Here is a 12,942-nt window from a genome sequence, read left to right as displayed (position 1 = left end):
GATGCTCGAATTTCCCGCTCTGCCCGCCATCTCGCCGGAAATTGCGGCGCTTCTTAACCGCTTGGTGGGGTCGAGATGGATCGTGCCGCCACGCGGGGAGGCCCACGGGAGAGCGCCTGCGCTGAACGTCTATTTCACGCACCCGCCCATGGATGAGGGAACGCGCGTCGAACTGGAAGTCACGGCGGATTTCGGCACCATACGGCTTCGTCCCGAGCCTGCGCTGGTCGATTTCCTGAGCGATTTTCTTCTTCCGGGCTGGCGCGATGAAGCAGACGATAGCTTGCCCACGGAATGGCGCGCGGTGATCGTGCTGGAAGCCTTTTTGCCGGCCATGGCTTTTGAAAGGGTGGTTAAGGTCGATACGCGGCTAGGCGCGGCAAGCCCCCGCGTGGCTGGGCCGTTGCTCGAAACGCTTCACGCCGTCGTGGCGGTAGGGTCCCATCAATTCCACATGTCGCTCGCATTCTCCGGATTCGAAGATGGCAGGGTGACGGAGATCTTGCGGCTCTGCTCCCATGGCCCGATCGGCGATTTCGATCCGGGTTTTTGCTGCCGGCTCCACCTTCCCGGCCGTACAGTAACATCGGCCGTCTATAGCACGCTCAAAGCGGGCGATGCGCTGCTTGCAGGTGCAATCGAAGGGGGACGGCTGCCTGTGGCGATAGAGGTGCCTGATATCGCCCGGTTCACTGCAAAACTGGATATTTCAACAGGCGCAGCAGAGATTTTTGAAAGTGCGGAAAGCATTATAATGAACGAAATTGATAGTGACTGGTCCGAATTTGGCGCCGGCGCGATTTACGACGAACCACCATTGGCAGATCCGATTGAGGATCTGCCCGTGCGCTTGGATTTCCTGTTTTCGACCCAACGGATTACGCTTGAGGAATTGCGGGCATTAGGTCCGGGAGCGACGCTTCGCTTGAACGTCGACCTTACTCGACCAGTGACCATTCTTGCCAATGGCGCACCAGCCGGCCGGGGCTATCTCGTGCAGATCGGCGATCATATGGGCGTGCAGCTTAGTCATTGGGCAGGCACGAAGCACAATGACGGCGGTTGAGAACTTCCCGGCTATTCTGCCGACCATCATCGCTGTAATGGCGCTGAGCTTCATTCCGTTTATCGTGGTAATGGGCACGGCGTTCACAAAGATATCCATCGTGTTGATGCTGTTGCGCAATGCAATCGGCGTGCAACAGGCCCCTTCGGGGCTGGTGATCAACTCCATCGCCTTGACGCTGACGGTGTTCGTGATGGTCCCGGTCGGGAATGCCATCATCACCCAGGTGCAGCAGCAGCAATTGGGCTTTACTGGCTGGGAAAATGTCTCCCAGCTGTATTCTGTCGTTTCTGAGGCGTTTACCGGTTACCTAAAGCAGTTTTCCTCTCCGCGTGAACTCCAGTTTTTCATGGATGCGGCCAGGAAGATGTGGCCTGAAACACTGCATGGGCAAATTACAACCGACAACGTTTTCATCCTTTTACCCGCACATGTGACATCGGAACTTACAAGGGCTTTTCAGATCGCCTTTCTCATTTTCCTGCCCTTTGTTGTGGTCGATATGGTGGTTTCCAATATCTTGCTGGCCATGGGGGCGATGATGGTGCCGCCCATGCTGGTGTCTCTGCCCATCAAGATACTGTTGTTTGTCGCCGCCGACGGCTGGGCTCTTCTGCTCCACAATCTCGTATTGAGCTACGCGCGATGATGCGTCCTCTCATCTGGGAGAACCACAGGAGGATGCACATTGTCGCCAGATGACGTGATGATGATGGCGCGCAACGCCATTGTCCTGGTCTTTTATCTGTCCATGCCGCTGATCATCGCCGCCACGGTGGTTGGACTGATGGTGGCGATTGTCCAGACGCTGATCCAGCTCCAGGAGCAAACGGTTGCCTTCGCGGCGAAACTGACTGCCGTGGTGCTGATCCTGTCCTTTTCCATCGGAGGAATGTCATCCCATTTGCTGAGTCTTTTCGAGCAGGTGATGAACGAGATCTTGAGGATCTGACAGTGAAGGAGGCGCTCTCATTCATTGCTCCTGATAACCGCGAATTGCTGGATCTCCTCCTTGCATTCTTGCTGTCGATGACGAGGCTCAGCGGTTTTTTTGCCATCTCGCCTTTCTTTTCCCGTAAGAGCATGCCGCGCATCGTCCGCTTCGGCACGATGGCGGCGATGAGCTTTCCGATCGTATCCAGCCTGGCTGCCGAGGTTGGCACGGAAATCGCCAGGCAAGGCGGGGCGCTCCCCTCTTATCCGGTTCTGATCGTGAAGGAACTGGCGTTGGGGCTCTTTCTAGGCACGCTCGTCTGGTTGCCGATCCGCGGCTTGGAACTGGCGGGCGTAATCCTCGACACGCAGCGCGGAAGCACGCAGGCGGAGGATTACGATGTGGTCTTCTCCGCTCAAACGACACCGACGGCGATCTTCCTCTCACAGCTTTTCGCAGGCTTCTTTTTCGCCGCGGGTGGCTTCCTGATGGTCATGACGATATTTTATCAGAGCATCGCGATATGGCCGCCGATGGATCTGCTTCCCGCCTTCACGCGGGAGACGCTTCTCCTCTTCGTCCGCTTTGCCGGCATGGTTTACTTCACCGCATTGGTGCTGGTGCTGCCGATCTCCGGCTTTATGTTGCTGAGCGACATCTGCATCGCTTTTCTGGCCCGCTCGGCACCCAGCCTCAACGCTCTGACACTGGGCATGCCCGTTAAATCAGCGGTCCTTCTGGTCATGCTGATTTTCTACATTGCCCTCCTTTATCCCAAGCTCTGGGAGACAGTGGCCGGTTCTTTGGTACTGATGCAGCAGGTTCTCGGATTATGAGCGGCGAAAAGACGGAAGCCCCGACGCCGCGCAGGCTCGAGGAGCGGCGCAGGGAAGGGCAGGTCCCCCAACGAAAAAATATTATCGAAGCTGCCCTGCTGACATTCGTTGTCGTGCTCTTGATCTGGCTCTTCCGCCCACTCTCGGAAGCATTGCTAAACCTCTCCGCAGCAGTCTTCTCCAGCATCAGCCACGATTTAGAAGCAGCAACGGCAACGAGCCTCGTCGCGGCTATGCCGGTGGTTCACTGGATGCTGGCAATTTGCGGTGCAAGCGCCTTGTTCACATTGCTGCTAAGTTGCGTGCTCAATAAATTTATGTTTGCACCGAAGGCATTGGCTCCAAAATTCGAACGCTTCAATCCCGTCGGCCAGATCAAGAGCATTTTTTCGAAGGCGACCCTATACAGCTTCATGCGGATGATTGTGCTGTTCACGGCCGTATCTGCGATCTTTATATATCTATACGTAGCCAACATGGATAACTCTCTGCAGGCTAGTCACTGCGGAGAAGCGTGCCTCTATGATCTGTTCACGTCACGAATCGGAATGCTCGTCGCTGCAGTATTAGGGGTTCTGATCGTGCTGGCGCTGATTGATTATAAAATACAAGACCGAATGTTTATCTCTCAGAACAAGATGACGAAGGAGGAAGTGAAGAGGGAGTACAAGGACCAGGAGGGTGATCGGGAAATAAAGGCCGGACGTAAATCGATCGCCTTGAATGATGCTGCGGCCCCCCTGCTTTCCGAATCCACTCACGTGGTGCACAGTGACCAGGTGCTTGCGGCGGTTATATTTTATCCGGGGGCCGGATACCCTCCCTATCTCGTTTTCAAGGCAATGGGGGCGAGCGTGCCGGGATTGTGCAGGAAGTTTCTCGCCATGAACATTCCGACGTTTAATGTTCCGGGGGCGGCGTTGGAATTCTACCGGATGTCGGCACCTGGGCAGTATCTGCCGGCCAGGTCCATACGCAGCATGGAGAAGATATTGGGCAGGACTGCGGGCGGTTAACAGCCGGTGCGTGCGATCAGCAGTCAGATTTTGTGTGGATATCCTTCGAGTAAACCAGAACGCGGTTCACATGCGCGCGCACTTGTGACGGAACTGAGATATTCGCTCTCCAAACATTCAGTTAGCAGCTCGTCGATGTCGTTGCTAGCGTAGTGTTGTGGCTGATCGTAAGCGAGTCTAACCGGCTGTTCAGGCAGTTGGATTTGGGCCGGCCTGCGCGTGGGAGCATGTTGCGTCCGTCCTGGCACTGGAGCCATGTTTCGTTTGGGTGCATCGCTTCTCGCGCCGTACAACAGGGGATTGGAATGATAGCGGCGAGATCTATTGAGCGCCTGCTCTTCAGATGCATGATGTTTGCTGGTTTCCTATTTTTGACAGGCTGCTCAGGCCCCAACACGAACGGGACAAGTGTTCTTTCGCAAATCTCGGTCGGCGAGACTATGCTGGGCTACGGCGACTTTGAGAAGGCCTATGCCCTATTGGATGCAATCGCCGCGGACAACCCTCATTCGAGCGTCGCCGCTTTGGGCCTGGCGGATGCCTATTTCCGTCAGAAGGCATATTTAAAGGCGGCAATCCATTACCGCAAAGCGGCCGATCTTGGGGCGCGAATGGAGAGTCTGCTGGGGCTCGCCCGAGTTGAATTGGCGCGGAACAATCCGCAAGGAGCAAAGGTCTTTCTGCAGGAAATCCTTCGCGTGTCGCCCAACAGTTTGGAGGCGCTGAACGCAATGGGCATAGCTCACGATCTGGAGGGCCACCATGATCTGGCGCAACAGTTTTATAGGGCTGCCCTGGCTTACGCTCCTTCTGACGAGAAGGCCCTCAACAACTGTGCGCTGTCGCTGGCTCTTTCTGGGCGGGCTTGGGAAGCTTATTCGCCAATGGCGGAATTATTCCGCTCGAACCAGGACAACACCACCATCCGCCAGAACTTGGCTTTGGTTCAGTATCTGGCGGGCGATCGCCATAGAGCGATGGACACAGCACTTCTCGACCTGACGGAAAGCCAGGCAAAGGCAAATTTCGCGCAGATATCCAAGCTGCCGCCGGTGCACTGAGCCATTCGAATGCGTTCTCATCTGTTTTTTTGATTTTCAGATAACGACCGATTTCCCGTTCCTGTGAGTTCGCTGCCAATATTTATCGAGCAGATTGTTTATGAACGTAACAGCAGACATTCTTTTGATGCTGGCTGCTTTTAGCTTAAAGGCCCAGTTCATTGCCAAGGCGGTCATCTATGGCCGTGCCGGGCTGGCGCTTTTTCCGGAAGATCAGCGTTTCCGTGAGGTTCTGGCCTATGCATTGTTTCTTGCCGGCGAGTTGGAGGACGCAGCTGCCGTGGCCGGTGAAGCACGCCGCGATACCCGCAATTTTGCCTATGTGAGAGCGCGTCTTGCCATGCTGAGCGGCCATTCCGGAGCGGAAGGGCAAAGTGCAATCAGGGCCTATCTGGGAAAGATGGATAGTTGATGAGTACACAAGTCAATAAGCTCGACACGGAAGCCGGTGGGCGGTTTACACGTGTTTCCGAAGTGCGCCCTGCGGCGGTAAAGCCGCAGGAGAAGGTTTCCTGGTCCATCGACGAGCCCTCCAGCAGCTATGCGGCCATGCTGGGGGAGGCTTATGACGGCGATTCAGCCGAGGCGATGGCCGTTACGGCCGGTCCGCGGCGAACCGGAGAGGTGAGGGAACAATCGCACTTGGCCGCAGCCTTGGAAACGCCGCGTAAGGCTTCGCAAAAAGTCGCGCCGGTCGATCATGACAGAAACTCAGCGCAGTTTCTGGAGCGGTTGCATGGCCGCGAGGGAGCATATCCAGTAGCCGATGGAGAGCCGGTGTCGCAGGCGCCCGCGGCCAGGCAACTGCATGACCGGCTCGTACTGTTCTCCAGTAAAATGGAGGTCTCCGAAATCGCCACTCATGTGGCCCTGCGGCCTTTTATGCGGCTGATGCAGATATTGTCGCAACAGAACTGGAAGCGCCCGAACCATTTTAGGCTAGGTACGGGCGCCTAGTAGGCTGGAAATGAGAAGTTGACCGATTTGATGTCGCAGATGAACTGCTCGACCTTAGCGCATAAATCCGAGCACCGGCTTCGGTTATCGGAAGCCATGATGTCTAGACTCAATGATCTGCAGCATCCTCCGTGCGTTCTGATAGACGCACGGCACTGTAGCGCGCGCGCATTTTTGTACACTTTCCGGTCGGGGGCGCTCGTCTTTTTTACAAGACTGCTTTCATTGCTGGCGTTGTTGCTTTGCACCTGGGCGCAAGCAAGCCCGGCATATGGCCAACGGCTTATCATCGAGATCGGAAAAGGCCTGCAATTGAGCGGGACTGAAAACGCGGAAAGTCTGTTCGTCGCGGATCCGACGATCGCTGATATCAAAGAATCCCCCGGCGAAGCCCATTTCATCTACGGCAAGAGCGCAGGCGAGACCACGGTAACGGGCGTCGATCTTGGCGGAAGAACATTGTTTCAGTACGACATGGTTGTGATCTACAATCTCGATGAGATGCAGCGCATGCTCTCGCAACGCTTTCCCGCGGCGCGGATTACGATCCGTTCCGCCAGAGGCAGCGTTTACGCCACGGGCACCGTCCCAGACCAACAGACATACGATGCAGCGATAGAGAGCCTGGAGAAGAGCATTCCCGAGAGCGTGCTGATCAACGAGATTGCGGTGGCCGAAAGCCCAATCATAAGGCTCGACATAAAATTCATGGAGGTCTCCCGTGATCGGCTGGAGACCTATGGCGTGAACTGGTCGGCATTGTCTCCCAGCAATCACTACAGGACCGGCGACATCCGTGGACGCGGACATGATGTAAATAAATTCATGAAGTTGCTGCTGGACAACGGCGTGGCGACCATTCTTTCGGACACGACATTGACGACTATCGGCAGAAAAAAAGCGTCGTTCATGGCCGGTGAAGAGATCGCGATTCCCACGCATTCCGTTAACAACGGTGCAGCCTCATTTGGCGTCGACTACAAGTTTGTGGGTTTCAATATTGGTTTCACACCTCAACTGCTGCCCGGCGGTAAGGTCAGTCTGGCCATCGAGGCGGAAATTTCCGAGCCACGGCAAACCGTTCAGTTCTCCAGCGGCCCCGTCCCCTACGTTGCTGCGCGGAAGCTGAATACGAATGTGGACCTGCACAGCGGAGAAAGTTTTATCCTGGCTGGACTGTCGCGGATGGACACCACCGGCGCACACGACCAGCCGCGCCGCAACTGGGGCGTCGTGGGCGAGGTTCTGCGTTCCTTAGCGGGGCATGGAAGCGTCAGCGCTCACAACCGGGACATTGCAGTGGTGGTCACGCCCTATTTCGGTGCATCGGACAAGCCCAGTGCTGCCGATATAACCGGTCTCCAGCGAAGCAATATCGAATTTATACTGTCCAACAAGAGTAAACCCTTTTCCTCGGCTCGCATCTATGGCCCCGCGGGCTTCCTTTACTAAAAGTTGTGCCGCAATTCGGGCGGCTTAGAAAAATGAAGTACCTTTTGTCATTGCTTGCTTTTTTGCTTTTAGGCCTGGCCCAAGCGTCCTTGCTGCCTGCGCAGGCAGCGCTCGGAGGCCCGCCTGGTTTGCCCAATGCCGATACGGTTTATGACTATGTCTGCATGGACCAGGAGGTTGGCGAGGCGATCCGGTTTTTCGCGCTCAATCTTGGCATAGCGGCCGATATAGCGCCGGGGATCAAGGGGCGGACGGGCGCGAATACGCCGCCGGGTCTGTCCCCTCAGGCCTATCTCGATCATCTGGCGGCCGAATATCGTTTCGTATGGTATTTCGATGGCACCATACTGCACGTCGCACCATCGAGCAGCGTTCAGACAGAGGTCTTTTCGTTGCAGAAAAACAATGGCGCTCGTATCATCTCAGCGCTTTCACGAATTGGTCTTTATCAGCCGAAGTTCAAGCACGGATTCGATTTAAAGGGCAAGATCCTCATCGTTTCCGGGCCTCCAGCCTATGTCTCGGATGTGAAGAAGACGGTAGAGGCTCTGGAGAGCGCGGACCGGACTCACATTGCCGTTTTGCGGGGCTCGGTTGAGACGCCGGTTCTGCATTCCAAGGCCGATATGCCCGCCGAAGGCCAGTTCAGCCCGGGGTTGTCGAAAATACCCTGACAGACCCCATTAGGAAACGAATGAATCTCATAAAGCCCTTGGCCGCAATAGCGCGGCAGAAGGACGTCTTTCTCGTCCTCGTATTCGCGCTCGTCCTATTGATGGTCATTCTGCCGTTGCCGCCCGCAGCGATGGACCTGATGATCACGCTGAATGTCAGTGCGTCCATCATCATTCTCTTGATGTCGCTGCAGATGCACAATCCGGTTCAGTTCTCCACCTTTCCGGCGCTGCTTCTGGTGACGACGCTGTTTCGGCTTTCGATTTCCATCTCCACCACAAGGCTTATTCTGCTTGAGGGGGATGCTAGCCGCATTGTTGAGACCTTCGGCCAGGTGGCGATGGGGGGCAATCTGGCCGTCGGGCTGGTGACGTTCCTCATCATCACGGTGGTGCAGTTTCTGGTCATCACAAAAGGCGCCGATCGCGTCGCCGAAGTGGGCGCGCGTTTCACGCTGGACGGCATGCCGGGCAAGCAGATGAGCATCGATGCGGATGTCCGGGCCGGCAATATGGACCAGCTCGATGCAAGGCATGCGCGACAGAACCTGGAGCGCGAAGCCAAGCTTTTCGGCGCCATGGACGGAGCAATGAAATTCGTCAAGGGAGATGCGATAGCCGGCCTTGTCATCACTGTCATAAACCTTGTGGGAGGCGTGGCCATAGGCATGGCCCAGCGGGGGGTGGGTTTCGGCGAGGCTTTGAGCCTCTACGCGCTCCTGACGGTCGGCGACGGGTTGGTGGCGCAAATCCCCGCGCTTCTGATCTCCGTTGCCGCGGGCAATATGGTTACGCGCGTAACCAACCCCAACGGCATGGATCTGGGCGCGGAGATCGCTCAGCAGTTCGTCGCCAACCGCCGCACGATCGTCATGGCCGGCATCATCATCGCCCTGTTTGGTTTGGTCCCCGGCTTTCCAACATGGATTTTCGTTTCTGTTGGTTCAGCAATGACGGGGGGGGTAATTTGGACGATACGCCGGCAACACCGGGACGTGCTGAGCGCGCAGACGGATTGGTCCCTTCGCCTGGATCTGCTTCAACGGCAGTGTGCCGAAATTGCCATGCGAACCGGAGCGAAAGAAGCGGTAAGGCTCATTCTTCCAAAGGAGATATATAAGCTGGATGTCACTGCGTTCTTTTCCGCTTTCGAAGCCGTCAGGATAAGCATCGCACAGGAATATGGAATACCGACCGGCTATTGGCTGTTTGAAGTGGACGAGGGATCGCCGCACTCATACCAGATATATGTAAACCAGGAGCTCGCCGATTGCGGAATCTTCAGGGCCGATAGCCTGTTCGTAAAGGCGCATACTTCCTATCTCGATGCCCTCGGAATCCCGTGGCTAAGCGGCTTTGGCCGCAGGGAGGGGGCGCTTGTCCCCACCGATCAGGAGCAAAGGCTAGCTGAAGAGAACATCGTCTATTGGCGCCCGATGGAGCAACTGCTGATGCACCTGAAGCGGGTAGCAGTTGAACGGCTCGACGTTATGGCCAGCCTGCAGAACATAACAGCCATCCTGAATGAAGTGCAAACGAACAATCCGGCGCTCGTTGGCGATCTGCGGGAAGCGGCATCGAACAATCAAATCGCCGGCGTTATACGGAACCTGTTGCGCGAGCGCATCCCCGTCACCAGCCGGGTGCGCATTCTCGAGGGTATTCTGAAATGGTCGCAGAAGCGGCCGGACCCCGGCTATCTGGCCCAGAAGGTGCGTATCGAAATCGCTGATTTCATTACGAAGCGGTTTGCCGCCGATGGCTTCCTGCCGGTGGTGGTGGTTTCGCCGACTGTTGAATCTCTCATGCGCGAGGGAATGCGAAACACCGAGGAGGGCAATTTTCTCATTCTGGAGCCTTCAATCTCAGCCTATATCGCCAAACAGGCCAAACAGATCTGTGGGGAAGAATTCCGGCGCGGTCACGATCCGGTCCTGATCATGCAGCAGGATGTCCGCCTGGCGATGCATAACATCCTTTATGAGCACGGCATACACCTGCCGGTACTGGCTTATCAGGAGATCACGCCTGAAACGGTGATTTATCCGGTCGGCTTCCTGTTGGCCGAACCTGGCGAAGACGCAGGGGAACTGTAGGCCTGTCACTCAGTGCCAGTCAGCATATCAGAAAATTTGAAGAGGATATTTACTAAATCGGAAGTATATCTTGAAAGTTGATGAAATCGAAAGTTTAATAAGGAGGCATTTTCAGGTTTAGATTTATCACTACTCGATGGTCTGAGAGCGGTCCGGATGTCCCTCGCTAGGGCGGAATTGAATGTCCGAAGATGACGCCTTTAGACGCTGATAGGGGCGGCGGTTGTGTTCCTAGGCCAAGGATATTCATTCGCGTGCATTGGCCATGTTTCGGTTTTGGCCAAGCATATTCGCATTAAAACCAATTGATTATGGAGAACATTATGGGTCCTGTTGCTTTGTTTGGTGGTGGTGGAGTGGTCAGGCATATCGTTGGCGCGGTTGCCGATGCAGTCGGGGGCATGTCCAGGGGCGCTTTGGGTGCGGCAAACAAGGCGTCTGGTGCATGGTCGGGAGGCTGTAATGCGGCTTCTGGTGTCGCAGACAGCAATCGTCTTCAGCAGACGATGAAGATGTTGCAGGATGACCAGGAAAACCAGATCATTCGGCATATGCAGGTTAGCCATGACCAAGCCATGTTTAACAATGCCATGGAGCACGCGCAGCAGCAGACTGCCCAGCAGATGCAGCATAACCGCGCGCTGACCAACAACGCCAAGGAGATCTTTACGACGGCGCAGGAAGATGCGCAGAGCTGGTTGAAGAGCTCGACGCAGAAACTTTCTCAAACGGCGGCGGCGTAACAACCGATCGTTCTTCCGTGCCGCGGGTTCGTCCCGTGGCACGGATTTACTGCGAGTACAGTGAGAGAAAATATGGAAGGAATTCAGACGATTGCCGATGGGGCGGCATTGCAAAGCACTCCGACACAGGAAGTAATTCGAGTGCTTGTCCAGCAAGCGATGGCGCAGTTTCGCGCAAATATGATTGCAACAGCTTCGAACAGCCACACTCTGACAAAAGAACTGGTAGACGAACAGATCAGAACAATCACGTTCTCGGCTGATCGCGCAATCGCAAACGCACAATCGGAGCGCCTTCTGAGCAAGCTGGCAGACAAGTTCAACTTGATCGCGTCAATGCAACGCAATATTGGCTGACTTATCCTCCCGTCAGTGTTTCCCAATCAGTCTTCTTTCTTCAAAATCGCTTGCCGCCCATAATCGAATGTGGCTAGCCCTTAGTGGCCAATCTATCCGCGCCCGGAAAACGCGTCGCTCGTTCTGCAACGCAAGGATTATGCTAAAGCCGTCGCCGCTTTTCAGCGTCAGTTGCGCATACCCTGCGAAGCTGGCTTAGGCCAGCAAGAGGCACTTGCAGCAGATGGTCCCCTGCCTTGACCGGCAAGGGGCGATCGAATGAATCATCGACGCATTCGCCTCTCCCGCCTACATGCGATCACGCGCCCAACGATGGATCGGTGGACGCGCGATATCCAGAGCAAGGGACTGGCGGTGCTCGCTAGCAAACTGTTGCCCGCCTAAGCAATTTGCGATGCATTGCCACTGCGGTCTTCTGCAGCGGTGCGGTCCTCTGTCCCGCTTGGCTTGTTAGTTTGCAAGAGAGACGCCAGTCGCCTGTCGATCGCGTCCGATAGCTTCTCGAATCCTTTTTGCGCAGGGCCTTCAATGATTTCCGCTGCTCCAACGACGATACCCCTCAGTGGAAGAGATACGGCTTTCGCAATGCCATCTCCCGCCACACGATTGGCTCCCAGCCGTTCCACCCCTTCCTTCACGCCCGCTCTGGCCGCCGCATACATGCTGAATCCCCCGACCAAGGTCGCACCGGCTAACAATTTCGATGGCGAAAGGAAGTTTTTGACATTGCTCCCCAAATGACGGACGGCGTCATACGGAAGCACCAACACGCTGCAAAGTGCGTTCGCGACTGGTTCACGAGTGGGAGATGCCTTCAAATCATCGTATACCTGCTCCCAATCCTGCCGGCCAAATAGCCACAACGGGCCATAGCGGCCAGCCCAGTATTCGATGCCATAGCGGCACGCGTCCTTTACTGCCCCAGCCGGCAAGCGAAGCACATTGTTGAGCGTATTCTCCGCGATAGCCGTAGCTGCACGCGAACCTGCGGCATCAACCGCGGTTGCTACCGGAAGCACAACCAAGGCTCTCACGAGTGAAATCTGGGACGTCACAAACTGGTTTAGCGCCTGCCGGCACATAGTGGGCTGCAGCTTCTCCTGCGCCTGCGCTGCGGGGCCGGTCAGCTTCTCCACTTTCGGTGCCAGGTAATAGCGGTCGCCGGCATCGGAGGGGACCAGGCGCAAGGACAGCGCATAACACCCTATCGTATCAGCTGCGTGCTCGAATGCGGCAGTCTGCGCCCCGACTGTCGCCGCTTCGTCGACCGGATTATTGAACCTCCCCGCAGAGGCAAAGAAGCGGGGTACAAAGTCCGCGCTCAGCCCTGCCGCCATGCTGGGGATATTTTTGATCGCACCACCGGCGGCCGCCGCGATAAGGTCCCGCCGCAATGCTTTTTTTGAAAGTGCGATGATGTCTTCGAGCTTCTCGCCCTTTTCGGCCAGGCGATCGCCGACACTGTCGAAATGGGTGGAAAGCCCTTCATGGATGTCCTCGGGCAAATCCGCTCGTATGAGTGATCTCAAATGAGACGCGATCGTCTCCCGCTCCGGAATATCGAGGGCGATATCCGCGCGCGGCATGTCGATCTCCGTCGAGGATGCCGCCCTGGGCGCGACCGTCGATGTATCCCCTTCGATGTGGATGAAGACCGAATCCTGCCGATACTCTACGGACACTGCGGTGGCACGGCGGGGAAGAGCTGTTTCCCCCGTTGAAAGTGCGATCGAGCTGCCCTGCGGGCGCT

The 12,942-nt window shown here is 56.1% G+C and carries 14 protein-coding genes; 13 read left to right on the top strand and 1 reads right to left on the bottom strand.

What is annotated here, in order from left to right:
• Position 1 precedes the first annotated feature (1 nt).
• The 13 genes from GNP00_RS07095 to GNP00_RS07035 all read left to right on the top strand — a co-directional run bounded on the left by GNP00_RS07095 (position 2) and on the right by GNP00_RS07035 (position 11,192).
• The gene (locus GNP00_RS07095; protein WP_011579457.1) at positions 2 to 1,066 is read left to right on the top strand and encodes a FliM/FliN family flagellar motor switch protein; all 1,065 of its coding nucleotides are present in this window, start codon (positions 2 to 4) and stop codon (positions 1,064 to 1,066) included.
• Complete coding sequence (sctR, locus tag GNP00_RS07090) at positions 1,053 to 1,715, top strand: type III secretion system export apparatus subunit SctR (protein ID WP_011579458.1); 663 nt, start codon at positions 1,053 to 1,055, stop codon at positions 1,713 to 1,715. The genes GNP00_RS07095 and sctR overlap by 14 nt, the downstream gene beginning before the upstream one ends.
• A gap of 39 nt (positions 1,716 to 1,754) precedes the next feature.
• Positions 1,755 to 2,018, top strand: coding sequence for an EscS/YscS/HrcS family type III secretion system export apparatus protein (locus GNP00_RS07085; RefSeq protein WP_198139707.1), 264 nt, complete (start codon positions 1,755 to 1,757; stop codon positions 2,016 to 2,018).
• Positions 2,019 to 2,020: 2 nt separating this feature from the next.
• Positions 2,021 to 2,836 carry a flagellar biosynthetic protein FliR gene (locus GNP00_RS07080; RefSeq protein WP_011579460.1) on the top strand — a complete coding sequence of 272 codons (816 nt, stop codon included), beginning with the start codon at positions 2,021 to 2,023 and terminating at the stop codon, positions 2,834 to 2,836.
• A complete protein-coding gene (locus tag GNP00_RS07075; protein WP_011579461.1) occupies positions 2,833 to 3,852 on the top strand; it encodes an EscU/YscU/HrcU family type III secretion system export apparatus switch protein in 1,020 nt (339 codons plus the stop codon). The genes GNP00_RS07080 and GNP00_RS07075 overlap by 4 nt, the downstream gene beginning before the upstream one ends.
• A gap of 440 nt (positions 3,853 to 4,292) precedes the next feature.
• Positions 4,293 to 4,913, top strand: a complete 621-nt coding sequence (locus GNP00_RS07070) for a tetratricopeptide repeat protein (protein ID WP_041544351.1) — start codon at positions 4,293 to 4,295, stop codon at positions 4,911 to 4,913.
• Between the two features lie 100 nt (positions 4,914 to 5,013).
• Positions 5,014 to 5,325: a hypothetical protein gene (locus GNP00_RS07065; protein WP_011579463.1), complete on the top strand. Its 312-nt coding sequence runs from the start codon at positions 5,014 to 5,016 to the stop codon at positions 5,323 to 5,325.
• A complete protein-coding gene (locus tag GNP00_RS07060) occupies positions 5,325 to 5,870 on the top strand; it encodes a hypothetical protein (protein WP_041544352.1) in 546 nt (181 codons plus the stop codon). Before GNP00_RS07065 ends, GNP00_RS07060 begins: the two co-directional genes overlap by 1 nt.
• Before the next feature lie 18 nt (positions 5,871 to 5,888).
• The gene (locus GNP00_RS07055; RefSeq protein WP_157037994.1) at positions 5,889 to 7,322 is read left to right on the top strand and encodes a pilus assembly protein N-terminal domain-containing protein; all 1,434 of its coding nucleotides are present in this window, start codon (positions 5,889 to 5,891) and stop codon (positions 7,320 to 7,322) included.
• Positions 7,323 to 7,450: 128 nt separating this feature from the next.
• Positions 7,451 to 7,996: a NolW-like protein gene (locus GNP00_RS07050; protein ID WP_011579466.1), complete on the top strand. Its 546-nt coding sequence runs from the start codon at positions 7,451 to 7,453 to the stop codon at positions 7,994 to 7,996.
• A 20-nt stretch (positions 7,997 to 8,016) separates the two neighbouring features.
• Complete coding sequence (locus tag GNP00_RS07045) at positions 8,017 to 10,092, top strand: flagellar biosynthesis protein FlhA (RefSeq protein ID WP_166015800.1); 2,076 nt, start codon at positions 8,017 to 8,019, stop codon at positions 10,090 to 10,092.
• 323 nt (positions 10,093 to 10,415) lie between these two features.
• Positions 10,416 to 10,835 (top strand): hypothetical protein, encoded by a 420-nt coding sequence (locus GNP00_RS07040; protein WP_041544355.1) that lies wholly within the window; start codon positions 10,416 to 10,418, stop codon positions 10,833 to 10,835.
• A gap of 72 nt (positions 10,836 to 10,907) precedes the next feature.
• On the top strand, positions 10,908 to 11,192 hold the full coding sequence (locus GNP00_RS07035) for a hypothetical protein (RefSeq protein ID WP_041544357.1): 285 nt from the start codon (positions 10,908 to 10,910) through the stop codon (positions 11,190 to 11,192).
• Positions 11,193 to 11,572: 380 nt separating this feature from the next.
• Here the strand turns inward: GNP00_RS07035 and GNP00_RS07030 are convergent, their stop codons facing one another.
• On the bottom strand, positions 11,573 to 12,778 hold the full coding sequence (locus tag GNP00_RS07030) for a hypothetical protein (protein ID WP_157037995.1): 1,206 nt from the start codon (positions 12,776 to 12,778) through the stop codon (positions 11,573 to 11,575).
• Positions 12,779 to 12,942 lie beyond the last annotated feature (164 nt).

This window comes from Chelativorans multitrophicus (assembly GCF_011317445.1).
Lineage (GTDB): Bacteria > Pseudomonadota > Alphaproteobacteria > Rhizobiales > Rhizobiaceae > Chelativorans > Chelativorans multitrophicus.
The sequence above is the reverse complement of the archived record's forward strand: the minus strand, read 5'-3'. Positions and strand labels throughout refer to the sequence as shown.

What these genes read in the sequence shown, in the direction of transcription:
- GNP00_RS07095 (WP_011579457.1), top strand. Translation starts at nt 2, where the DNA reads ATGCTCGAATTTCCCGCTCTGCCCGCCATCTCGCCGGAAATTGCGGCG.
- sctR (WP_011579458.1), top strand. Translation starts at nt 1,053, where the DNA reads ATGACGGCGGTTGAGAACTTCCCGGCTATTCTGCCGACCATCATCGCT.
- GNP00_RS07075 (WP_011579461.1), top strand. Translation starts at nt 2,833, where the DNA reads ATGAGCGGCGAAAAGACGGAAGCCCCGACGCCGCGCAGGCTCGAGGAG.
- GNP00_RS07070 (WP_041544351.1), top strand. Translation starts at nt 4,293, where the DNA reads ATGCTGGGCTACGGCGACTTTGAGAAGGCCTATGCCCTATTGGATGCA.
- GNP00_RS07065 (WP_011579463.1), top strand. Translation starts at nt 5,014, where the DNA reads ATGAACGTAACAGCAGACATTCTTTTGATGCTGGCTGCTTTTAGCTTA.
- GNP00_RS07060 (WP_041544352.1), top strand. Translation starts at nt 5,325, where the DNA reads ATGAGTACACAAGTCAATAAGCTCGACACGGAAGCCGGTGGGCGGTTT.
- GNP00_RS07045 (WP_166015800.1), top strand. Translation starts at nt 8,017, where the DNA reads ATGAATCTCATAAAGCCCTTGGCCGCAATAGCGCGGCAGAAGGACGTC.
- GNP00_RS07040 (WP_041544355.1), top strand. Translation starts at nt 10,416, where the DNA reads ATGGGTCCTGTTGCTTTGTTTGGTGGTGGTGGAGTGGTCAGGCATATC.
- GNP00_RS07035 (WP_041544357.1), top strand. Translation starts at nt 10,908, where the DNA reads ATGGAAGGAATTCAGACGATTGCCGATGGGGCGGCATTGCAAAGCACT.
- GNP00_RS07030 (WP_157037995.1), bottom strand. Translation starts at nt 12,778, where the DNA reads ATGCCGCGCGCGGATATCGCCCTCGATATTCCGGAGCGGGAGACGATC.